This window comes from Vibrio bivalvicida (assembly GCF_001399455.2).
Classification (GTDB): Bacteria; Pseudomonadota; Gammaproteobacteria; order Enterobacterales; family Vibrionaceae; genus Vibrio; species Vibrio bivalvicida.
The window spans coordinates 1-21,319 of record NZ_LLEI02000075.1; the positions used below are offsets into that span (position 1 = coordinate 1).

23 protein-coding genes and 2 tRNA genes are annotated in these 21,319 nt (G+C 44.4%); 20 read left to right on the forward strand and 5 right to left on the reverse strand.

The genetic code is table 11. The annotated features are described in order from the left end of the window. The first annotated feature begins 14 nt into the window (after positions 1-14). Together APB76_RS19135 and APB76_RS19140 are read left to right on the forward strand one after the other, a co-directional pair. Positions 15-91, forward strand: a tRNA-Asp gene (locus APB76_RS19135). 35 nt (positions 92-126) lie between these two features. Further along, positions 127-203: transfer RNA gene (locus APB76_RS19140), tRNA-Trp, on the forward strand. Positions 204-878: 675 nt separating this feature from the next. On the opposite strand, the gene suhB is transcribed toward APB76_RS19140, so the two are convergent. Next, a complete protein-coding gene (suhB, locus tag APB76_RS19145; protein WP_049846419.1) occupies positions 879-1,682 on the reverse strand; it encodes an inositol-1-monophosphatase in 804 nt (267 codons plus the stop codon). Between the two features lie 178 nt (positions 1,683-1,860). On the opposite strand from suhB, the gene trmJ reads away from it, so the two are divergent. The 12 genes from trmJ to fusA all read left to right on the forward strand — a co-directional run bounded on the left by trmJ (position 1,861) and on the right by fusA (position 12,577). Next, positions 1,861-2,592 (forward strand): tRNA (cytosine(32)/uridine(32)-2'-O)-methyltransferase TrmJ, encoded by a 732-nt coding sequence (trmJ, locus tag APB76_RS19150; protein WP_049846420.1) that lies wholly within the window; start codon positions 1,861-1,863, stop codon positions 2,590-2,592. A gap of 113 nt (positions 2,593-2,705) precedes the next feature. Beyond that, a complete protein-coding gene (gene iscR / locus APB76_RS19155; protein WP_049846421.1) occupies positions 2,706-3,212 on the forward strand; it encodes a Fe-S cluster assembly transcriptional regulator IscR in 507 nt (168 codons plus the stop codon). Between the two features lie 29 nt (positions 3,213-3,241). Beyond that, positions 3,242-4,456 (forward strand): IscS subfamily cysteine desulfurase, encoded by a 1,215-nt coding sequence (locus tag APB76_RS19160; protein WP_054962429.1) that lies wholly within the window; start codon positions 3,242-3,244, stop codon positions 4,454-4,456. 51 nt (positions 4,457-4,507) lie between these two features. Then, positions 4,508-4,891 (forward strand): Fe-S cluster assembly scaffold IscU, encoded by a 384-nt coding sequence (gene iscU / locus APB76_RS19165; protein WP_049846423.1) that lies wholly within the window; start codon positions 4,508-4,510, stop codon positions 4,889-4,891. 66 nt (positions 4,892-4,957) lie between these two features. Then, positions 4,958-5,281, forward strand: coding sequence for an iron-sulfur cluster assembly protein IscA (iscA, locus tag APB76_RS19170; protein ID WP_054962428.1), 324 nt, complete (start codon positions 4,958-4,960; stop codon positions 5,279-5,281). Positions 5,282-5,338: 57 nt separating this feature from the next. After that, complete coding sequence (gene hscB, locus APB76_RS19175) at positions 5,339-5,854, forward strand: co-chaperone HscB (protein ID WP_049846425.1); 516 nt, start codon at positions 5,339-5,341, stop codon at positions 5,852-5,854. Positions 5,855-5,873: 19 nt separating this feature from the next. After that, positions 5,874-7,727, forward strand: a complete 1,854-nt coding sequence (gene hscA / locus APB76_RS19180; protein WP_054962427.1) for a Fe-S protein assembly chaperone HscA — start codon at positions 5,874-5,876, stop codon at positions 7,725-7,727. A gap of 11 nt (positions 7,728-7,738) precedes the next feature. Beyond that, entirely contained in the window at positions 7,739-8,077 is a 339-nt protein-coding gene (gene fdx, locus APB76_RS19185) for an ISC system 2Fe-2S type ferredoxin (protein ID WP_038206135.1), read from the forward strand. Positions 8,078-8,133: 56 nt separating this feature from the next. Then, positions 8,134-8,328, forward strand: a complete 195-nt coding sequence (gene iscX, locus APB76_RS19190; protein ID WP_049846427.1) for a Fe-S cluster assembly protein IscX — start codon at positions 8,134-8,136, stop codon at positions 8,326-8,328. Between the two features lie 150 nt (positions 8,329-8,478). Further along, a complete protein-coding gene (gene pepB, locus APB76_RS19195; RefSeq protein ID WP_054962426.1) occupies positions 8,479-9,777 on the forward strand; it encodes an aminopeptidase PepB in 1,299 nt (432 codons plus the stop codon). Between the two features lie 59 nt (positions 9,778-9,836). Further along, positions 9,837-10,262, forward strand: a complete 426-nt coding sequence (ndk, locus tag APB76_RS19200; RefSeq protein WP_049846429.1) for a nucleoside-diphosphate kinase — start codon at positions 9,837-9,839, stop codon at positions 10,260-10,262. Positions 10,263-10,489: 227 nt separating this feature from the next. After that, complete coding sequence (gene fusA, locus APB76_RS19205) at positions 10,490-12,577, forward strand: elongation factor G (protein ID WP_049846430.1); 2,088 nt, start codon at positions 10,490-10,492, stop codon at positions 12,575-12,577. A 331-nt stretch (positions 12,578-12,908) separates the two neighbouring features. Here the strand turns inward: fusA and APB76_RS19210 are convergent, their stop codons facing one another. Beyond that, positions 12,909-13,841 (reverse strand): LysR substrate-binding domain-containing protein, encoded by a 933-nt coding sequence (locus tag APB76_RS19210; RefSeq protein ID WP_054962425.1) that lies wholly within the window; start codon positions 13,839-13,841, stop codon positions 12,909-12,911. Positions 13,842-13,938: 97 nt separating this feature from the next. Between APB76_RS19210 and APB76_RS19215 the strand changes: the two genes are divergently transcribed. Next, entirely contained in the window at positions 13,939-14,145 is a 207-nt protein-coding gene (locus tag APB76_RS19215; protein ID WP_049846433.1) for a DUF1127 domain-containing protein, read from the forward strand. A 13-nt stretch (positions 14,146-14,158) separates the two neighbouring features. Here the strand turns inward: APB76_RS19215 and APB76_RS19220 are convergent, their stop codons facing one another. The 3 genes from APB76_RS19220 to APB76_RS19230 form a co-directional block, all read right to left on the reverse strand. Next, positions 14,159-15,058, reverse strand: a complete 900-nt coding sequence (locus APB76_RS19220) for a LysR substrate-binding domain-containing protein (protein ID WP_049846434.1) — start codon at positions 15,056-15,058, stop codon at positions 14,159-14,161. Positions 15,059-15,161: 103 nt separating this feature from the next. Beyond that, the gene (locus APB76_RS19225) at positions 15,162-16,847 is read right to left on the reverse strand and encodes an AMP-binding protein (protein ID WP_049846435.1); all 1,686 of its coding nucleotides are present in this window, start codon (positions 16,845-16,847) and stop codon (positions 15,162-15,164) included. Positions 16,848-17,036: 189 nt separating this feature from the next. Continuing rightward, on the reverse strand, positions 17,037-17,774 hold the full coding sequence (locus APB76_RS19230; RefSeq protein WP_054962424.1) for a helix-turn-helix domain-containing protein: 738 nt from the start codon (positions 17,772-17,774) through the stop codon (positions 17,037-17,039). Between the two features lie 453 nt (positions 17,775-18,227). Between APB76_RS19230 and APB76_RS19235 the strand changes: the two genes are divergently transcribed. The 5 genes from APB76_RS19235 (at position 18,228) to cpaB (ending at position 21,317) form a co-directional block, all read left to right on the forward strand. Further along, positions 18,228-18,392, forward strand: a complete 165-nt coding sequence (locus tag APB76_RS19235) for a Flp family type IVb pilin (RefSeq protein ID WP_049846437.1) — start codon at positions 18,228-18,230, stop codon at positions 18,390-18,392. Positions 18,393-18,504: 112 nt separating this feature from the next. Continuing rightward, positions 18,505-18,669, forward strand: a complete 165-nt coding sequence (locus APB76_RS23165) for a Flp family type IVb pilin (RefSeq protein ID WP_167350328.1) — start codon at positions 18,505-18,507, stop codon at positions 18,667-18,669. Between the two features lie 27 nt (positions 18,670-18,696). Beyond that, the gene (locus APB76_RS19240; RefSeq protein WP_054962423.1) at positions 18,697-19,209 is read left to right on the forward strand and encodes a prepilin peptidase; all 513 of its coding nucleotides are present in this window, start codon (positions 18,697-18,699) and stop codon (positions 19,207-19,209) included. A 21-nt stretch (positions 19,210-19,230) separates the two neighbouring features. Beyond that, positions 19,231-20,577 (forward strand): hypothetical protein, encoded by a 1,347-nt coding sequence (locus APB76_RS19245; protein WP_054962422.1) that lies wholly within the window; start codon positions 19,231-19,233, stop codon positions 20,575-20,577. Next, on the forward strand, positions 20,574-21,317 hold the full coding sequence (gene cpaB, locus APB76_RS19250) for a Flp pilus assembly protein CpaB (protein WP_049846440.1): 744 nt from the start codon (positions 20,574-20,576) through the stop codon (positions 21,315-21,317). The genes APB76_RS19245 and cpaB overlap by 4 nt, the downstream gene beginning before the upstream one ends. Positions 21,318-21,319 lie beyond the last annotated feature (2 nt).

The following is a 21,319-nucleotide window of genomic DNA, read 5'->3' on the forward strand; positions in this document are numbered from 1 at the left end:
AGTCTAACCAGTGCGGAGCGGTAGTTCAGTTGGTTAGAATACCGGCCTGTCACGCCGGGGGTCGCGGGTTCGAGTCCCGTCCGCTCCGCCACTTATTCGAGAGTCGTCTCACTAAACACGAACAATAGGGGTGTAGCTCCAATTGGCAGAGCAGCGGATTCCAAATCCGCGTGTTGGGAGTTCGAATCTCTCCACCCCTGCCATATTTAAGGCTCTAGTCGAAAGACTGGAGCCTTTTGCTTTTTGGTGTTGAAGTATTCAATTGGCAGAGCAGCGGATTCCTCGACTTACCAAAAACAGCGCGTGTTGGAGCGAAGCTTTCGAATCTCTCCACCCCTGCCATATTTAAGGCTCTAGTCGAAAGACTGGAGCCTTTTTGCTTTTTTATATTGAAGTATTCAATTTGCAGAGCAGCGGATTCCCCGACTTACCAAAAACAGCGCGTGTTGGGGCGAAGCTTTCGAATCTCTCCACCCCTGCCATATTTAAGGCTCTAGTCGAAAGACTAAGGCCTTTTTACTTTGTCTTGGATGCACCCTTCGATCAGAATTGTATTTCCGTAGAACGACGAAGGAGTGAATAGGGCTCCTGTTCACTGGAAGAGATTCTTAACTCGTCCATTCTTTACTCACTATAATAGTCATAAAAACAAAATCTTGGCACCAAACACCAAACACCAATCCTCAACCGTCATGAAGGCAGGAGTGGATAAGCTTTCAAGGGCTTCTATACGTTAAGGAGTAGTCCTAACTTAGCCGTGTTTCGCTAAGGGGGACAGCGGTAGTCTCTGATTTGCCCCTCACAGCTTCGATGCGCAGGCATAAAAAAAGCCCACTCAAATGAGTGGGCTAGAAATTCAGCTGTGACGGAGCTTAAGATTATTTTAGTAGTGCTTCATTACCGTTTTCACGGATGTGCTTAAGCATACCTTTAACGCCGCGAGCGCTTGAAGCAACAACGTTACCAGACTTCATGTAGTCAGTGCCGCCTGCAAAGTCAGTCACGATAGCACCCGCTTCACGAGCAATAAGTTCACCAGCAGCGATGTCCCATGGCTTAAGACCAAGTTCGAAGAAGCCATCAACTCGACCAGCAGAAAGGTAACAAAGGTCTAGAGCTGCTGAGCCAGTACGACGGAAGTCTGCACAGTCAACAAATAGAGACGACATAATCTTGAAGTAAGATTCAGAGTGTTGCTTTTGCTTGTATGGGAAGCCTGTTGCTAGAACAGTACCTTGAAGGTCTTTTAATTGCTTAACACGGATACGAGCATTGTTTAGTTGCGCGCCAGCACCACGTTGTGCTGTGAATAGCTCGTTAAGCATTGGATCGTATACACAGGCTACTTCAGTTTTACCTTTGATGCGTACAGCGATTGATACTGAGAAGTGTGGCAAACCTTTAACAAAGTTTGTTGTGCCATCCAGTGGGTCGATGATCCATTGTACGTCTTTATCTTTACCTTCGATTACGCCGTTTTCCTCAGCAACGATTTCGTGCTCAGGGTATGAAGCTTTGATTGTATCGATGATGATAGTTTCAGCTTCTTTGTCTACGTTAGTAACAAAGTCATTCGCGCCTTTTTGAGTAGATTCGATCTTCTCAGCATTTTCTAAAGATTTGGCAATATGGTTGCCAGCTTTTCGTGCAGCACGAATAGCGATATTAAGCATTGGATGCATACTAATTTCCCAACGGATGTTAAAGAACAGAAAAACGGGCGGCAGTATACCAGATAAATGGTGAAATGGAAGTGGTTAATTTTTGCACTTTTAGTTTTATTAGTAGAAAGGGTCTGACCATTTTACTCAGGTATATGATACTATCTTGCAGCTCAATTTTTGTGTTCGGAAATCATCAATGCTTAACAATGTTAAAGTCGTCCTTGTCGGCACTTCTCACTCAGGAAATATTGGCTCAGCAGCTCGTGCTATGAAGGTAATGGGGCTATCTAATCTTGTACTAGTCGATCCTCAGTGTAGCATTGATGAACAAACTTTAGCTTTAGCGGCTGGTGCGGCGGATATTGCTCAAAATTCTCAGGTAGTTTCAACTCTGGCTGAAGCGGTAGAAGACTGCGCTTTAGTCGTTGGATCTAGTGCGCGCTCTCGTACTTTAGAGTGGCCGATGCTTGAACCACGTGAGTGTGGCCAGAAGTTTGTGGAAGAAGGGCAATCAGCGCCTGTTGCATTGGTGTTTGGTCGTGAACGTACTGGGCTAACTAATGACGAGCTACAAACCTGCCACTACCATGTGTGTATCCCTGCTAACCCTGAATACAGTTCACTGAACTTGGCAATGGCTGTTCAAACGTTGAGCTATGAAATTCGTATGGCTTACTTAGAACGAGAGCAAAGTCTATATGAGCCACAAGACGTGATTGAATATCCTAGACACAAAGAACTAGAATTATTTTTTGCGCACCTTGAAAAAGTAGCCAAGCAAACCCAATTTATCAGTGAAGAGCAACCTGGTAAGGTGATGATTAAGTTGCGTCGAATGTTCAACCGCGCTAGACCAGAATCGCAAGAGCTCAATATTCTGCGCGGTATCTTAACTTCAATTGAGAAGCGTATCTCTCAACCAAAATAACCACTATAAGCTAATGGTTAAATACCTGACTAAAATAGTCAATCAAATACTTGACCGATTTAGTCAGGTATGTGACAATTCATACCACATAAACGGTGTGGATATGGTGTTATATGAGACTTACATCTAAAGGAAGATACGCAGTGACAGCCATGTTAGATGTGGCTCTGCATTCGCAACAGAACCCTGTACCTCTGGCTGATATTTCAGAGCGTCAAGGTATCTCTTTGTCTTACTTAGAGCAGCTTTTCTCTAAGTTACGTAAAGCTGGCCTTGTGGCTAGCGTTCGTGGTCCAGGCGGTGGTTACCGTCTAGGTGAAGATGCTCATTCAATCGCAATTGGTACAGTGATTGCCGCAGTCGATGAGTCTGTGGATGCGACAAAATGCAATGGTAAAGGAGATTGCCAGGGTGGTTCTCGTTGCCTTACACACACGCTATGGCGTGACTTAAGTTCACGTATCAGTGACTTCTTGAATAACATCACTCTTGGTGAGCTGATGAAGGACAACGAAGTACTACAAATTTCAGATCGACAAGACATTGATCTTGCCGTTAATCATGGGTTCGCTACTAAAAATACAAACACCGCGCCCATCGGTGTAAATGTCCGCTCGTAAGCGGTTTGCCTGTTACATTGGAGTAGAAAATGAAACTGCCTATTTATTTAGATTATTCAGCGACCTGTCCTGTTGATCATCGTGTGGCTGAGAAAATGGTTCAGTACATGACTATGGACGGTACGTTTGGTAACCCAGCATCTCGTTCACACCGTTACGGCTGGCAGGCAGAAGAAGCAGTAGATACCGCTCGTGAGCAGATTGCAGACCTATTAAACGCAGACCCGCGTGAAATCGTATTTACATCTGGCGCTACAGAGTCAGATAATCTGGCAATTAAAGGCGCTGCGCGTTTCTATTCGAAGAAAGGTAAGCATGTAATCACTTGTAAGACAGAGCATAAAGCGGTTCTTGATCCATGTCGTCAACTTGAGCGTGAAGGGTTTGAAGTAACTTACCTTGAGCCAGAGTCAAATGGCCTTATCGATCTTAACAAGCTAGAAGCAGCAATGCGTGAAGACACTGTTCTTGTGACCATCATGCATGTGAACAACGAGATCGGTGTTATCCAAGATATCGCTTCAATTGGTGAAATGTGTCGTGAGCGCAAAATCGTGTTCCACGTAGATGCAGCACAATCAGCAGGTAAGCTACCTATCGATGTTCAAGAGATGAAAGTAGACCTGATCTCTATGTCCGCACACAAGGTATATGGACCTAAAGGTATCGGTGCACTTTATGTACGTCGTAAGCCGCGTATTCGCCTTGAAGCACAAATGCACGGTGGCGGCCATGAGCGCGGTTTCCGTTCTGGAACTCTAGCAACACACCAGATTGTTGGTATGGGTGAAGCATTCCGTATCGCTAAGGAAGAGATGCAACAAGACTTCGAACATGCTTTGGCGCTACGTAATCGTCTTCTTGATGGTGTTAAAGATCTAGAAGCGGTAACTATCAACGGTGACCTTGAGCAACGTGTTCCGCACAACCTAAATATCAGCTTTGCGTTCGTTGAAGGTGAGTCACTACTGATGTCGCTAAAAGATTTAGCTGTCTCTTCAGGCAGTGCTTGTACTTCCGCAAGCTTAGAGCCGTCGTATGTTCTACGCGCACTAGGCTTAGACGATGAGCTAGCACACAGCTCAGTCCGTTTCTCATTTGGCCGTGAAACGACTGAAGAAGAGATCGACTACGCAATCGAACAAATTCGTACTGCAGTGCTTAAACTGCGCGACATGTCTCCTCTATGGGATATGTACAAAGAAGGAATTGACCTAAGTACAGTTGAGTGGGCACACCACTAATACTGAGTTAGTCATTCCAAGGATAGAACTAGAGGATTCGAGGTAAATATCATGGCATATAGCGAAAAAGTAATTGATCACTACGAGAACCCACGTAACGTTGGTTCATTTGACAAAGAAGATCCAGCAGTAGGTAGCGGCATGGTAGGTGCTCCTGCATGTGGCGACGTAATGAAGCTTCAGATCAAGGTAACGCCAGAAGGTATTATCGAAGACGCGAAGTTTAAAACTTACGGTTGCGGAAGTGCGATCGCTTCAAGCTCACTGGTTACAGAGTGGGTCAAGGGTAAAAGTGTTGATGAAGCGGCGGCAATTAAAAATGCAGAAATCGCAGAAGAGCTAGAACTTCCACCAGTGAAGGTTCACTGCTCAATTCTTGCTGAAGATGCAATTAAAGCAGCAGTTGCTGACTACAAGAAAAAACACCAAGAATAAGTAATCTGTATATAATGGGGCTAAAATCCCCATATCATTCGCGAAAGAGACAAACTAAGGTGCAGTATGGCCATTACAATGACAGAAACCGCGGCAAGTCGCGTTAGAACATTCCTAGAAAGCCGAGGTAAAGGTATCGGTTTGCGCTTGGGTGTGAAAACGACCGGGTGTTCTGGCATGGCATATGTGCTTGAGTTTGTTGATGAGCTTAACGAAGAAGACTCTGTATTCGAACACGAAGGCGTCAAGGTTATTATTGACCAAAAGAGCCTAGTGTACTTAGACGGTACAGAGCTTGATTACGTTAAAGAAGGCTTAAACGAAGGGTTTGAATTCAATAACCCAAATGCTAAGGGCGAATGTGGTTGTGGTGAAAGCTTCAACGTGTAATTGATAAGGCCTGTGGGTTTGTGACTCACAGGTTTATTACCAAGGATAGAATTCTCCATGAATTACTTTGAATTATTTGGGCTACCAAGTCAGTTTAAGCTGGATGGTAGCCTTCTTGCTTCACAATTCCGTGAACTTCAAAAACAGTTTCATCCCGATAACTTCGCAACTGCATCTGAACGTGACCGTTTGATGGCTGTGCAAAAAGCAGCCGAAATCAACGATGCCTTCCAAGTTTTGAAGAATCCTATCTCAAGAGCAGAATACATCTTGTCTGAGAATGGTGTTGAGATACGAGGCGAACAGCAAACGATGCAGGATCCTATGTTCTTAATGGAGCAAATGGAGCTGCGTGAAGAATTAGAAGATATCTCTTCAAGTGCTGAAGCTGAAGATGCGCTGTTCGACTTTGAAAGCAAAGTGAGCAAAATGTTTAAGCAGCAACTGACTGCGACCGAGCAAGATTTGAACCATACAGACTGGCAGCAAGCTGCTGACCGAGTTCGTAAACTTAAATTTATTGCCAAACTACAGAACGAAATAGAACTAGTGGAAGACAAACTCTTCGGCTAGTGCAATACAAGGACCATCCATGGCATTACTTCAAATTGCAGAACCGGGTCAAAGCTCGGCACCACATGAGCATAAACTCGCCGCAGGTATTGATTTAGGTACGACTAACTCATTGGTTGCTTCTGTTCGAAGTGGCGACGCGGCAACATTGCAAGATGAGCAAGGTCAAAGCATCTTACCTTCCGTTGTTAATTACTCAGGAGAGACTCCCGAAGTTGGTTATGCAGCGAAAGATAGAGCAGAAGTTGATCCTATCAATACCATAATTTCAGTGAAGCGACTGTTAGGGCGTTCTCTAGAAGATATCCAAGCGCGCTATCCAAACCTTCCTTACCAGTTTAAAGCGAGTGACAACGGTCTGCCGGTGCTACAAACGGCAAACGGGGATAAAAACCCGATTGAAGTATCCGCTGAGATTCTTAAATCGCTGGGTCAACGCGCTGAGAAAACTTTGGGTGGGGAACTTGCTGGTGTTGTTATCACTGTGCCCGCTTATTTTGATGACGCTCAACGTGCCGGAACCAAAGATGCGGCTAAGTTAGCCGGTCTACATGTTTTAAGATTGCTTAATGAGCCGACAGCTGCTGCTATTGCTTACGGATTAGACTCAGGTCAAGAAGGAGTGATCGCTGTATACGACTTGGGAGGAGGCACGTTTGATATCTCTATCCTGCGTTTGTCAAAAGGCGTGTTTGAAGTATTAGCGACGGGTGGTGATTCAGCACTCGGTGGTGATGATTTTGACCACCTGCTCGCAGACTACCTGATCGAAAAATCCGCACTTACAGAGCCTTTAACCGCAACGCAAATGCGTACGGTACTGAACGTTGCAGCGGCGACCAAGATTGCTTTCTCCGAGCAAGAGTCTGTTGAAGTCGATGTTCTAGGTTGGCAAGGTAGCGTTTCTCGCGATGAGTTTGAAGACTTGATTCGTCCGCTAGTTAAGAAGACTTTAATGTCTTGTCGTCGTGCATTAAAAGACGCTCAAGTTGACGCCGAGGATGTGTTAGAAGCTGTTATGGTAGGCGGTTCAACGCGCACTCTGCTTGTAAGAGAAATGGTCGGCGATTTCTTTGGTCGTAAGCCGCTAACAAGCATTAATCCAGATGAGGTGGTAGCGATTGGTGCGGGTATTCAAGCGGACATCTTGGTTGGTAATAAACCAGATTCAGAGATGCTGCTACTTGACGTAATCCCTCTCTCCCTGGGTATTGAGACCATGGGTGGGCTGGTTGAGAAGATTGTTCCACGTAATACGACCATTCCAGTTGCGCGTGCCCAGGAATTTACCACTTTTAAAGATGGTCAAACGGCGATGAGCGTGCACATTGTCCAAGGTGAGCGTGAAATGGTTGATGACTGCCGCTCGTTAGCGAGTTTCTCGCTAAAAGGCATTCCACCAATGGCGGCGGGTGCAGCCCACATCCGTGTTACTTACCAAGTCGATGCAGATGGTCTACTTTCAGTCACGGCGATGGAAAAGAGTACTGGTGTTCAGTCAGAGATTCAGGTTAAGCCATCTTATGGTTTGAGCGATGATGAAGTGGCAAACATGCTACGTGACTCCATGACGTACGCGAAGGAAGATATGAACGCGCGAGCACTCGCGGAGCAGCGCGTAGAAGCCGATCGCGTTATCGAAGGTTTGATCGCAGCACTGCAAACTGACGGTGACGAGTTATTGTCTGAGCCAGAACGTGCTGATCTGCTCAAAGCGATAGAATCACTGATCGAGCTGCGTAATGGTGATAGTGCTGACGCGATAGAGCAAGGAATCAAAGATACTGATAAGGCGAGCCAAGAGTTTGCTTCTCGCCGTATGGACAAATCGATTCGAGCTGCTTTGTCAGGTCAATCAGTCAATGATATTTAAGAGAAAGAGTTATGCCTAAGATTATTGTATTACCGCATGAAGATTTATGCCCAGAGGGTGCGGTTTTGGAAGCAAATACAGGTGACACTGTTCTTGATGTCGCGCTAAAAAATGGCATTGGCATTGAGCACGCATGTGAAAAATCTTGTGCTTGCACGACATGTCACGTAGTAATTCGTGAAGGCTTTGACTCACTAGAAGAGAGTGAAGAGCTAGAAGATGACATGCTAGATAAAGCGTGGGGTCTAGAGCCAGAATCTCGTTTAGGTTGCCAAGCTAAGGTCGCGGATGAAGACTTAGTTGTAGAGATTCCAAAGTACACCTTGAACCATGCTTCAGAAGATCACTAATCAATAGCTTTTCTCATTCGAATTATCACTACCGGAGAGTAGAAGGAAGGTAAGCAATGAAATGGACAGATTCACGCGATATTGCGATAGAGCTATGCGAAAAATTTCCAGAAATTGATCCTAAAACTGTGCGTTTTACTGATCTTCACCACTGGATTACTGAGTTGGACGAGTTTGATGACGAGCCTAATCGTTCTAATGAAAAGATTCTGGAAGCGGTGATCTTGTGCTGGATGGATGAAATGGATTAATCCTCGGCGGAAAACCATCTCAGTTAACAAATTTTACTAAAAACAACGGACCTTATGGTCCGTTTTTTTATCAATTTCACATTAAAGTGTTAACATCCCTGAACGAATAGAAAAAGGCGTAGGCAGCGCCAGTTCGGACAAGGAGAAACCATGTCTACACAGATGTCAGTATTTCTAAGCCAAGAGGCAGCAGCACCGCATTGGGGAGAGAACGCAATTCTTTCTTTCTCTGAAGCAGGGGCAACGATCCATCTTGGTGACCATCATGATTTAGGCGCGATTCAACGCGCGGCTCGTAAGCTAGACAGCCAAGGTATCGCTTCAGTTTCTTTGCAAGGCGAACGTTGGGGTCTTGAGAGTGTTTGGTCGTTCCATCAAGGTTACCGTGGGCCAAAGAAGAAAAACCAACTGGTTTGGCAAGATCTTAAAGAACAAGATCAAGCAGAGCTTACCGCGCGTATCAAAGCAACGGACTTTACTCGCGATATTATCAACAAGCCAGCTGAAGAAGTCGCCCCGCGCCAATTAGCGACTATGGCGGCCGAGTTTATCAAATCAGTTGCGCCAGAAGGCACAGTTAAGGCGCGCGTCGTCAAAGACAAAGACCTGCTTACTGAAGGCTGGCAAGGGATTTATGCGGTTGGCCGTGGCTCTGAACGTACATCGGCAATGCTCCAACTTGACTTCAACCCAACGGGCGATGAAAACGCGCCAGTTTTTGCTTGTCTGGTTGGTAAAGGGATTACCTTTGATTCTGGTGGCTACAGTATCAAACCATCTGGCTTTATGACGGCGATGAAAGCGGATATGGGCGGTTCTGGTACGATTACTGGTGGTTTAGGTCTTGCGATCATGCGTGGTTTGAACAAGCGTGTAAAACTGATCCTTTGTTGTGCAGAAAACATGATTTCGGGCCGCGCACTTAAGCTGGGTGATGTTATTACCTACAAAAATGGTAAAACTGTTGAGATCATGAATACCGATGCGGAAGGTCGCCTTGTACTTGCGGATGGTCTAATTTATGCGAGTGAGCAAAACCCTGAGCTAATTATTGATTGCGCTACCTTAACTGGAGCTGCTAAAAATGCTCTAGGTAATGATTACCACGCACTAATGAGCTTTGACGATGAGTTGTCTCACCAAGCGCTGAATGCGGCACGCGAAGAAAAAGAAGGTTTATGGCCACTGCCATTGGCTGACTTCCACCGTGGTATGTTGCCATCTAATTTTGCTGATCTTTCAAACATCAGCAGTGGTGACTACTCTCCTGGTGCAAGCACTGCGGCGGCATTCTTGTCTTACTTTGTTGAGGACTACAAAAAAGGTTGGCTGCATTTTGATTGCGCTGCTACCTATCGTAAGTCAGCAACAGATAAGTGGTCAGCAGGTGCCACGGGTGTTGGTGTCCGTAGCCTTGCTGGTCTGCTACTTCAGCAAGCAAATAATTAAAAGCTAAGAGGCCGTAGAGCCTCTTTCAATAAAACAAATATATAACGAAAGGATATCCTATGGCTCTAGAAAGAACTTTTTCTATTGTAAAGCCCGATGCAGTAGAACGTAACTTAATTGGCGAGATCTACCACCGTATAGAAAAAGCGGGTTTACAGATTATCGCGGCGAAAATGGTTCGCTTAACTGAAGAGCAAGCGAGTGGCTTTTACGCTGAGCATGAAGGCAAGCCATTCTTTGAAGATCTAAAAGCTTTTATGACATCTGGTCCGATTATGGTTCAAGTGCTAGAAGGTGAAAATGCGATTGCGCGTTACCGTGAATTGATGGGAAAAACCAACCCAGAAGAGGCCGCTTGTGGTACTATTCGTGCCGATTACGCACTAAGCATGCGTTACAATTCAGTTCATGGCTCTGATAGCCCTGCGTCTGCAGCTCGTGAAATCGAATTCTTCTTCCCTGAATCGGAAATCTGTCCTCGATAATTGCAGGACAGCCTTAATAATAGATATGCTGTCTGTATAGCTTATAGGCAGCATTTTTATTCTGAAAAAACTTCGTCAATTCGTTGAAATGCGCCATTAAAGGGCAGATTAGCTGCTAGTATTGGTGAGAAAAGTTTTTTTTACATACAGCGCATGCAAGGGTATCAGTCTTGACAGATTGTGATATACTCTGCGCGCAATTTATACCTTATAAACAGAGTAAGACAATGGCAGATTTATCAAAGTACAGAAACATTGGTATTTTCGCGCACGTTGATGCGGGTAAAACTACCACCACTGAGCGTATTCTAAAGCTTACTGGTAAAATCCACAAAACTGGTGAAGTACACGACGGTGAGTCTACAACTGACTTCATGGAACAGGAAGCTGAGCGCGGTATTACTATCCAGTCTGCTGCTGTAACATGTGAGTGGAATGGCCACCGCCTAAACGTTATCGATACTCCGGGACACGTTGACTTTACAGTAGAAGTATACCGTTCACTTAAAGTTCTTGACGGTGGTATCGGTGTATTCTGTGGTTCTGGTGGTGTTGAGCCTCAGTCAGAGACTAACTGGCGCTACGCGAACGATTCAGAAGTTGCTCGTCTGATTTTCGTAAACAAACTAGACCGTATGGGTGCAGACTTCTTCAACGTTGTTGATCAAGTGAAGAACGTTCTTGGTGCAAACCCACTAGTAATGACTCTGCCAATCGGTCGTGAAGACGATTTCGTTGGTGTTGTAGACGTACTAACTCGTAAAGCTTACGTTTGGGACGAAACTGGTCTACCAGAAAACTACGAAGTTCAAGACGTTCCAGCTGATATGGTTGACGATCTAGAGCAGTACCGTGAAGAGCTAGTTGAAACTGCTGTAGAGCAAGACGACGACCTAATGGAAGCTTACATGGAAGGCGAAGAGCCATCTATCGAGCAACTAAAAGCTTGTATCCGTAAAGGTACTCGCGACCTAGCGTTCTTCCCAACGTTCTGTGGTTCTGCGTTCAAGAACAAAGGTATGCAACTTATCCTTGATGCTGTTGTAGATTACCTACCAGCTCCAGCGGAAGTTGATCCTCAGCCTCTAACAGATCCAGAAACTGGTGAGCCAACTGGTGAAGTTGCTACTGTATCTGCAGATGAGCCACTAAAAGCGCTAGCATTCAAAATCATGGATGACCGTTTTGGTGCACTAACATTCGTTCGTATCTACTCTGGCCGTCTGAAGAAGGGTGACACTATCCTTAACTCAGCAACTGGTAAGACTGAGCGTATCGGTCGTATGTGTGAGATGCAAGCTGATGAGCGTAACGAACTTACTGAAGCGCAAGCTGGTGACATCATCGCTATCGTTGGTATGAAGAACGTTCAGACTGGTCACACTCTATGTGATCCTAAGCACGAATGTACTCTTGAAGCTATGATCTTCCCAGAACCAGTAATCTCTATCGCTGTAACACCAAAAGATAAAGGCGGCAGCGAGAAGATGGGTATTGCGATCGGTAAAATGGTTGCAGAAGATCCATCATTCCAGGTTGAGACTGATGAAGAGTCTGGCGAAACTATCCTGAAAGGTATGGGTGAACTTCACCTAGACATCAAGGTAGATATCCTTAAGCGTACTTACGGCGTTGAGCTAGAAGTAGGTGCTCCACAGGTAGCTTACCGTGAAACTATCACTCAAGCAGTTGAAGATAGCTACACGCACAAGAAGCAGTCTGGTGGTTCTGGTCAATTCGGTAAGATCGACTACCGTATCAAGCCAGGTGAGCCAAACTCTGGTTTCACGTTCTCTTCAACAGTTGTTGGTGGTAACGTACCTAAAGAATTCTGGCCTGCAGTTGAGAAAGGTTTTGCATCTATGATGGATAACGGCGTTCTAGCTGGCTTCCCTACTCTAGATGTAGAAGTTGAACTATTCGACGGTGGCTTCCACGCAGTTGACTCTTCAGCTATCGCTTACGAAATCGCTGCTAAAGGCGCATTCCGTCAGTCTATGCCTAAAGCGGGTGCACAACTTCTTGAGCCAATCATGAACGTTGACGTATTCACTCCAGAAGACAACGTTGGTGATGTTATCGGTGACCTTAACCGTCGTCGTGGTATGATCAAAGACCAACAAGCTGGTACTACAGGCGTTCGTATTAAAGCAGACGTTCCTCTATCAGAAATGTTTGGCTACATCGGTCACCTACGTACTATCACTTCTGGTCGTGGTCAGTTCTCTATGGAGTTCGGTCAATACGCACCATGTCCAGCAAACGTTGCTGAGCAAGTAATCGCAGAAGTTAAAGAGCGTAACGAGAAGAAGTAATTCTTACGTTAGCTAGATAGCTTTGAAAGCCCCAGTCGAAAGACTGGGGCTTTTTTTGTGGGGAAGAATGGGAACGGAGTTCGTCCTATGGAAAGCTGGGACGGGCTACGCCCTATGGAACGCTCCGCTACGAGAATCGAGATCGGGCTTCGCCCTTCGAGAGGTGCTAGTGGAGGGCTCGTCGAACATGGCTAGTTGTAGCCATCTTCGTGAAACTCATCGTTTTTGAGAGGAAAGTGTTGAAAATTTACGTTATTCCTTAAAGACTTCTCGCTTCTCGCTTCTCGCTTCTCGCTTCTCGTTTCTCGTTTCTCGTTTCTCGTTGTTCCTCTCACCTCGGGCTGCGACTATCAATAATCTCCAAACCTAAATGATCTAACTTCTGACATTCTTTAGCTTGGTCAAAAATCCACTCACAGAAGCGTTTGATTTTCTCTCTTTTAAAGTAGGCACGCGGTGCGCACAGAAAATAGTTGTAGTCGGTGCGCTGCGCTAGATTGCCGATTCTCACTAGCTTCCCTTCATCAATATAGCGCTGAGCTAAAGTATGTTTCGCTAGCGCAACACCTTGAACGGCTAAAGCGCCTTCTAAAACAAAATGAGAACCATTGTATTTCAGAGTCGGTTTAGAGGCCTTGTGACCAACGTTGTTAAGCCAAATTCCCCAGTCTAGGTCACGCCAGTAATCTTCGATCAAATCCGCACCAGTTAGGTCGCTGAGTTGGTAAATGCCGTGCTGCTCTTGGTAGATGGGGTGACAAACGGGATAGAGCAACTCTTCAATAAGCAACTCTGAGGTGATGTTTGGATAATCACCGGGCCCATATCGAATACACAAATCGAGATTAGAGTTTTGAAAGTCCGCCAGTTCGCTGGTGGGTTCAATCATCAGTTCTAGATCTGGATTTTGCTGTCTAAAGTGGCCAATTCTCGGCACAAGCCAGTGTTGAGCGAAGGAAGGTAATGTCGAAATGGATAACTGGTTGGGATTCGGGTCTTGGTTGATTTGTCGGATACCGCGATGAAGATGCTCAAACCCTCTTATAGCTTGCTCATAGAGTATCTCACCTTCCATCGTTAGTGTGACTTTGCGATGCTGCCTTAGAAACAGTTCTGCGCCTAAGAAGTCTTCAAGTTGGCGTATCTGCTGGCTAATGGCTGCAGCGGTCACATAGAGTTCTTCAGCTGCGAGTTTAAAGCTGCCGAGCCTCGCTGCGGTATAAAAGTAATAAATGCTCTGCAAAGGTGGCAATCGATCTTTCACTTTAGTTTTCCTTAACTGAAGGTTAATTTGTATCGTTTGAGCAACATAGGTTCATGGTTAATTATTTACTCATCAAATGCAATAGAGGAAAGAAACCATGGAAACTTCAGAGTGTAGCTACAAACAGAAACTATATGAAATCTTCGTTTGGGATAAAAAAATCTTAACTATACTGAAGCGCTGGTGGCGGAATCATCGCACTCGAAAACAGTTAGAAAACTTGCCAGATCATTTACTCGATGATCTTGGATTAACTAAAGAGAAAGCTTATGACGAAAGCATTCGTCGATTTTGGGATGAGTAATCCGTATATAGGGTTACTCAGCAATCTCGTTGTGCAGCCAGTTGGCAAATGCTGCTATGCGTTGACGGCGAGGGGATTCGCTATCATAGAAAAGGTTGAATTGAATTCCCGGAGTCATTCCAATATCAAACGGCTTAATGAGTAGCCCCCTTTCTACGTAATCACTAGCCAACGAATCGGAAGCAAGGCAAGCACCATGGCCGGCCATCACGGCATTCATTGCGTGGTCAAAGGTGCTGACATCCATCCACTGTACGGACTCTTTGTTCATAGTAACACCTGCTTGAGCAAACCAGGTCTGCCAAGGGTAGCCACCAGATTCATAGTGAATAAGCCAAGTGTTCAGCAGTTGCTCTGGGCTAGTAAGTTCAATGCTCTTGGCTAGATTAGGTGAACAGAACGGGTAGATGGTTTCTTCAAAAAGAAATTCTTTATGCAGTTTTTGGTTACTGTTGATATCTAGTTCTTCACCTTGCCATATAGCGAGGTCCGCATCACCTAGTTTGAGGTTTGGTGCCTCACAGCTAGTGATAATTCGAATTGGAATACTTGGGTGCTGGGTAGAGAACTTCCAAAGTCTAGGCAGTAGCCAGCGAGAGGCAAAGGATGGAGTGGAACTTACACACAACAGGCCTTCTACAGGCTCACTTTGGATTTGATTGAGGCCACTGACAATATTTTCAAAGCCTTGAGATACATGTTTGAACAAGATTTTACCTTGCTCGGTTAGACGCATTTCTCGGCCATCACGGACAAATAACTTACAGCCTAAACCGTCTTCAAGTTGGCGTATTTTCTGACTGACCGCGGCTTGGCTGATAAATAGCTCCTCAGCTGCGCGGCTATAGCTGTTGAGCCTTGCTGCAACTTCAAAGTAGCGCAATCCCGCTAAGTGGTGCAGCCTTGCATCCATATCGACTTCCTGTGTTTTGTCCTAATGAGTTGGCATCATAATCGGTTTGGTCAGAAAAGCAAAAGGAGAGCCAATGCTCTCCTTTATATTTAGTAAGCTAAGATTATTCTTCCCACACCACAAGTTGCCCTTTTGGCCAGCTTTGGCCCACATCATGGTATTTCTGTTCCAAGACATGACGTTTAATCTTTAGTGTTGGGGTTAAGATCCCATTCTCAATACTCCAAGGGTCTTTGATCATTAGCACCCCTTTGATCTGCTCGTGAGACTCAAGATCTGCGTTCATTCTTGCAATGACTTTCTTGGTTGTTCTCTCGTAGCGTTCTTTATCAAAGTTAGGGAAATCGTGTGGAACCACCAGTAGAATAGGGGCCGGTAGACCAAGTCCGATTAAGCACATCATTTCAACGCGGCTGTACTCAAACAGTTTTTTCTCAATTGGGACAGGGGCGACAAACTTACCTTTGGCGGTCTTGAAGGTATCTTTTTTACGGCCTTGAATGGTTAGGTAACCGTCACTATCAATAAAACCGATATCACCTGTGTGCAGCCAGCCCTCGGCATTGAATGATTCTTGGGTTGCAATGTCGTTTTTGTAGTAGCCAGAGAAGAGGCCTTTACCACGAACCAAAATTTCCTCATCTTCGGCGATCTTAAGTTCGATACCAGGGCCTGCGTTACCGACACTACCGATTTTGTCTGCACGGAACGGATAATTGAGCGTGCTGTAGGCAAACGACTCTGTCATCCCCCACGCTTCCGTAATATGGAGGCCAACACTGTGGTACCACTCTAGTAGTGCTGGGGAAACAGGTGCTGAACCACAGCCCAGTACGCGTGCTTGGTCTAAACCTAATCCTTCAGCAAGTTTCTTTTTGATAAGAGAACCTACGAACGGTATCTTAAGCAGAATGTTGAGTTTTTTCTGCGGTAGCTTATCTTGGATACGTTGTTGGAATAGTGTCCATAGGCGAGGTACAGAGATGAACAGTGTCGGGCGCTGCATTTTTACATCTTCTATAAAGGTATCTAAAGACTCCGGAAAAGCCGTTTGAACACCACCCATGACCGATGAGCCAAAGATGTACACGCGTTCTGTGATGTGCGCCAGTGGCAGGTATGAGAACAAGCGATCATTTTCTTGAATGCCAATATGATCAATCAACTGTTGAACAGACCAGCTAAATGCACCATAAGTTAACATTGCTCCTTTAGGTAACCCTGAAGTCCCAGAGGTATACACTAGCGACATCAGCTTGTCGTCATAGTGTTCAGGCCTACTTTGGCTAGGCTCAGCAGAAGCTATCAACTGTTTAAACTGATGTTTGCAGTTTGGTGCGGTATCGTAAGGCAGTGAGATGGTGATCAGATCAGGAAATGAGTCTATCACTTGTTGAGTGGCCGCTGGATCATCGAGCTTACCACCGATTAACACTTTACTTTCGCTGTGTGTTACACAGTATTCAATCGTATCTGCTCCCGCTGTAGGGAAGATTGGCACGCTGACAAAGTCACCGAGCATCATTGCAAGGTCGCAGATAAACCATTCGGCACAGTTTTTCGAGACTAAAGCGACTTTATCTCGTGGTTGAACCCCTAAGGCATTTAAAGCACTCACAAGCTTTAGCGCTTGCTCTGCAACCTCTGCATATGTGTATTCAACAAACTTGCGATTGATAATTTGTTTAAGATAAACCTCATTTGGGCGCTCCTCTGCCCATTTTAGGATCATCTCATTTGGTGGTGGGAGAGCACAGGTTGGTTTGCTTAACTCGTTAGGCTGAATCATTCTCTAACTCCATGTTATTTGCAAAGTTATGGCTATGTTTTTATTGTTAATAGACTGTTAACTCTAACATGTTAATCCAAGCGGAGGAAAGCACTTGTCATGAATTTTCGTGCATCTTGTGAACAACATACCTAAATGTATTCACTTTGACTGGCTTATGAGCTTGCGGCTGTTTCGAGTCGTCTATTACTAGTGTAGTTGACGATAGATGGCAGGGCTGATTCCGGTTTTCTTTTTAAATATACGAGAAAAGTACGATACGTCGTTGTAACCACATTGGAAGGCAATAAATGAGATTTTCTCTTTCCTATCGTTAGTTAAAAGGTGTTTGGCGAGATTGATTCTTTTTAGTGTCAGGTAATCGCGAAAGCTGACACCTATTGTTTTGTGGAAAAACTTAGAAAAGTAAGTCACTGAATAGTGGCAATATTCTGCAACGTCCTCTTCTCGAATTGTTCTTGATAAGTTTTTTTCTATATATCGCAGCATTTCGACTAAATCTTTGCTGATATGTTTTTGAGATTGTTTCTCAACTAATTTATGAATGTCTAAAATTTCTTGATGCTTAGTAAACTGATAGTAAACCTGTTTATTTAGTTCATCTGACCATAACCTAACATCATCATGCTCAATGGAAAGTACAGAGAATATGACATCAAGGTCGCTAACGTCTTGTGGCACGTCATCATCACAGACAAGGACAAGCTGTTTATCGAGATTTTGGCAAAGTTTTATCGCAGTATGGAAAAGAGAGTCGTAGCGTGCTTCATAATAGAAAAAACAGAAGTGAATATCAGGTTCGCTTAAGACGGATACGTCATAGCCATAATCGAGAATATGGAAATACCTTTCTAAATCTCTTACCTGATCTTTTGGTATGTAAGTAACTGATTTTCCTAACCAGTACCCTTTATGTAGTACTTCCACTGTATGCAGTCCTTAGTTAATCTTATTTAGAATAATGAGGAACTATAATCTTGAGCTTAGTATGAGATAGAGTGGTTGATCAATGACGCTATTGAGCCACCCTTAAGTTAATTGATTATTTTTATGGATTCGGATCACGTTTTTTATTTCTTGGTATTTTGTCAAGTATCAAAAATGAGAATTTTAATATTTGTCTTGTTGTAGGCTCGTTTAAATTCAATCAAACCAAAGTAATTTAATGTTAATCAAGATTTTAGTTAAAGTAAAAAAAATAGAGCTATTATTTTAATTATCAAAATTGTGCGCTAAATAAGACAAGAAAGTCCAAATGTTAATTAAAGTATTAGCAAAAAAGTACAATAGATAGATAAAAAAATCCTAACTGTTATGCCCTAATAACTCTAAATTATCAATAAGCGCTACAGCTTAATGAACTTTGGAAGGAGACATATCATGAGCAAGCTTATTACAAACATCACTGCATTTATGAAAGACGAAGAAGGTCTAACGGTTGTTGAATACGTTGTAGGTGCAGGTCTACTCGTACTAGGCCTAGCTGGTATATTTGACCTATTTAGTGCCGAGTTACAAGCAGAGCTAAGTACTATTTTTGCTTAACTTTTTATCTGAAATTAGATAAGCAAACTATTGAAACCCGTCTAATATATATTTAAGGCTTGTAGAACTAAACTATAGTTTTACAAGCCTTAATAATATCTAGGGGGAAATTATGCAAACAATAACTCATATTAAAGATTTTTTTCAGGATGAAAGCGGTCTTACAGTTGTGGAATATGTAGTAGGTGCAGGCTTAATGGTGGTGGGCTTAGCTGGTCTTTTTGTTGCTTTTAGTGACATTTTGGTTGCGGAGATGGGTACCATTTTCGCTGGGTAGCAATGTTATGGATGACAGGTACCTATTATGAGTTATCTTATCTGGTTGGGGTTTATTGTCGTTGCCGTAACGGACGCAAGAGAGAACCGAATCCCGAATTTGTATCTGCTTCTAATTTTGGCAATTTGCATTGTCGATAAAGGGTTGTCAGCAGCGCCTGTTGAGAATCTTCTTTGGTCTGCTGTTGCTGGACTGAGTTTCTTCGTTTCCGCACTACTATTGCATTTTATACGAGTCATGGCTCCTGGTGATGTCAAATTACTAGGTGTCGTTGGCTTTTGGCTTGGTTGGGGAAACTTAATTGATGCCACTGTTTGGATTGCTTTATCTAGCGTTGTCGTCGGGGTGCTTTATGCGGTGATGAATAGGGCAGAGAGCGGCAGTTCAATCAAACAACTTGTTTCTAAATATTCGATGATAGCGGCCTATGGCTCGAGTTCTCACGCCGCGCTATCAGCAGGAGAAAAAATAGAGCGCAAGCTTCGCATGCCATTTGCCCCGGTGGTGGTCATTGGTTTAGCGATGTATCAATACTTTTAAACTTATAGACAAGGAGTCTATATGGTTCAATCTACAGCTAAAATTAGGCACAGAGTAGAATTGACACCGCAGGCAGAATCGCCCCCAGTGCCAACGTCCTTTGACGCTTTAGAAGTTCCCAAAGCGGTATTAGAAAATTTACTGCTCAAGCACTTAGCCGCTTATCCAAAGTCCGACATTCTCCAGTTGACTAAGTTGATGTGTATCAACAGTCATATGATTGAGGAAATGCTTAGTGACTTACGCGCTAAATCTCAAGTCGAAGTCTTTCAGGCACAGAGTTCTACCTTTGCCGCCGCCTCTACTGGGCATGTTCGCTATGGTCTGTCGGAGCAAGGCATGACAGAAGCCGATATTGCCTTCGCAAAGGACGCATATTTAGGTCCCGTTCCTGTCTCTCTAACTAGCTATGATGCCATGGTTAAGGCGCAAGATGTGCGCGCGCAAATGGTAAATCGACAAGACGTTACTTACGCCTTGGAAGAAGTGCTGGGCGCCGATCGTATGATAGGCAGCTTAGGCCCTGCGATTAACTCGGGTCGCGCGCTGTTACTTTATGGTGACGCGGGTACTGGTAAAACCTTTGTTGCGACAAGAATCTTAAACTCTCTAAACACGTCGGTTTATATTCCATATGCTGTTTACGCAGCGGGTAATATCATCAAGGTGTTTTCTCCTCAGCATCATAAACGTGTCACTAGTGCTGAAAATCAATCCATTACGTTTAAAGAACAGTTTGACCGCCGCTGGAGCCTGTGTGAACGCCCAAGTATCCAAGTTGGTGGTGAGTTAACTATGGATATGCTAGAGGTCAACCACAGTGAGCACAATCGGGTTTGGATGGCCCCTCTTCAAATGATGGCTAACAATGGCATCTTTATTATTGATGACCTAGGTCGTCAAACTATGCCTGTTGCAACGTTGCTCAACCGTTGGATTGTCCCAATGGAATATTTTTATGATTACTTATCATTACCTAATGGGCAGCAAATCACCATTCCGTTTATTTTAACACTGGCCTTTTCTACGAACTTAGATCCGGAAAAGATCAGTGACCCCGCATTTTTACGTCGTTTAGGCTACAAAATTCAGTTTGGCCCTCTACTGGAAACGGAGTATCGCCAGTTATGGGATATTTTCTCTCAAAGCCGCCAATTGGAGCTTGCAGAGGACTGTATATCATCACTTTTAGAGTTACATCGTCAGCATAGCGTTGGCTTCTATCCTTGTATTCCAAAGGATTTAGTAGGTATCAGCCGAGATATTATAGTGTTTGAAGAAGTTGCCCCGGTCATTACCTCCGAGATCGTCAGCCGCGCATGGGAAGTTTATTTTACTGCTGATGGCAAAGGAGGAGGAGCTCGATGAGTCGGAACCAAGTGATCTTACTATTCTTATTATCTATCGCTTTTGGGCTTGGTGCGGTTTTTTTCGCCAAGCAGTGGATGGATCGGCAGCTTACACCACAGACTGAAGTTGAAGTGGTTGAGCGTGAACCTGTCATTATTGCTGCTCAGGAAATTCCATCTGGCAGTGTGATTGAAGAGCAGCATATTAGCTCTAAGTTACTTGAAGTGTCATGGCGTGGAGAAACGCAGTTTGTTTCGGAAGAGGATCTCCTAGGTCAAGTCGCGGCGACCACTATTTACCCAGGTGAAATCGTTAATCGAAACCGTCTTGCCAATTCTGGTGAAGGCTCGACGCTTGCAGCTCTGATACCAGAAACGAAGCGAGCAGTGACGATTCGGGTTAATGACGTTATTGGTGTTGCAGGTTTTTTGTTGCCGGGTAATAGAGTCGATGTGTTGAACACCATTAGTTATAGTCCAACCTCGGCGACGACATTAACGGTATTAAAAGATATCAAAGTGTTGGCGGTAGACCAGACCGCGCGAACGAAAGAAAATAAACCCATCATAGTACGAGCAGTGACTTTAGAAGTGTCACCAAGACAAGCTGAAAAGCTTTTGACGGCGCAGAGTAAAGGCGAGATTCAACTTGCTCTTCGTAACCCTCATGAAGAGGAAAAACCAGTCAAAAGATACGTTGCACCGAGTGTCACCATCCTGAAAGGCACAGAGAAAAGCAACATCAGAGTCAAGGATTGAGG

What these genes read in the sequence shown, in the direction of transcription:
- APB76_RS19245 (WP_054962422.1), top strand. Translation starts at nt 19,231, where the DNA reads ATGGTTCAATCTACAGCTAAAATTAGGCACAGAGTAGAATTGACACCG.
- APB76_RS19220 (WP_049846434.1), bottom strand. Translation starts at nt 15,058, where the DNA reads ATGGATGCAAGGCTGCACCACTTAGCGGGATTGCGCTACTTTGAAGTT.
- trmJ (WP_049846420.1), top strand. Translation starts at nt 1,861, where the DNA reads ATGCTTAACAATGTTAAAGTCGTCCTTGTCGGCACTTCTCACTCAGGA.
- ndk (WP_049846429.1), top strand. Translation starts at nt 9,837, where the DNA reads ATGGCTCTAGAAAGAACTTTTTCTATTGTAAAGCCCGATGCAGTAGAA.
- APB76_RS23165 (WP_167350328.1), top strand. Translation starts at nt 18,505, where the DNA reads ATGCAAACAATAACTCATATTAAAGATTTTTTTCAGGATGAAAGCGGT.
- fusA (WP_049846430.1), top strand. Translation starts at nt 10,490, where the DNA reads ATGGCAGATTTATCAAAGTACAGAAACATTGGTATTTTCGCGCACGTT.
- iscA (WP_054962428.1), top strand. Translation starts at nt 4,958, where the DNA reads ATGGCCATTACAATGACAGAAACCGCGGCAAGTCGCGTTAGAACATTC.
- suhB (WP_049846419.1), bottom strand. Translation starts at nt 1,682, where the DNA reads ATGCATCCAATGCTTAATATCGCTATTCGTGCTGCACGAAAAGCTGGC.
- APB76_RS19235 (WP_049846437.1), top strand. Translation starts at nt 18,228, where the DNA reads ATGAGCAAGCTTATTACAAACATCACTGCATTTATGAAAGACGAAGAA.
- APB76_RS19225 (WP_049846435.1), bottom strand. Translation starts at nt 16,847, where the DNA reads ATGATTCAGCCTAACGAGTTAAGCAAACCAACCTGTGCTCTCCCACCA.
- APB76_RS19240 (WP_054962423.1), top strand. Translation starts at nt 18,697, where the DNA reads ATGAGTTATCTTATCTGGTTGGGGTTTATTGTCGTTGCCGTAACGGAC.
- hscB (WP_049846425.1), top strand. Translation starts at nt 5,339, where the DNA reads ATGAATTACTTTGAATTATTTGGGCTACCAAGTCAGTTTAAGCTGGAT.
- cpaB (WP_049846440.1), top strand. Translation starts at nt 20,574, where the DNA reads ATGAGTCGGAACCAAGTGATCTTACTATTCTTATTATCTATCGCTTTT.
- iscU (WP_049846423.1), top strand. Translation starts at nt 4,508, where the DNA reads ATGGCATATAGCGAAAAAGTAATTGATCACTACGAGAACCCACGTAAC.
- iscR (WP_049846421.1), top strand. Translation starts at nt 2,706, where the DNA reads ATGAGACTTACATCTAAAGGAAGATACGCAGTGACAGCCATGTTAGAT.
- APB76_RS19215 (WP_049846433.1), top strand. Translation starts at nt 13,939, where the DNA reads ATGGAAACTTCAGAGTGTAGCTACAAACAGAAACTATATGAAATCTTC.
- APB76_RS19160 (WP_054962429.1), top strand. Translation starts at nt 3,242, where the DNA reads ATGAAACTGCCTATTTATTTAGATTATTCAGCGACCTGTCCTGTTGAT.
- pepB (WP_054962426.1), top strand. Translation starts at nt 8,479, where the DNA reads ATGTCTACACAGATGTCAGTATTTCTAAGCCAAGAGGCAGCAGCACCG.
- iscX (WP_049846427.1), top strand. Translation starts at nt 8,134, where the DNA reads ATGAAATGGACAGATTCACGCGATATTGCGATAGAGCTATGCGAAAAA.
- fdx (WP_038206135.1), top strand. Translation starts at nt 7,739, where the DNA reads ATGCCTAAGATTATTGTATTACCGCATGAAGATTTATGCCCAGAGGGT.
- hscA (WP_054962427.1), top strand. Translation starts at nt 5,874, where the DNA reads ATGGCATTACTTCAAATTGCAGAACCGGGTCAAAGCTCGGCACCACAT.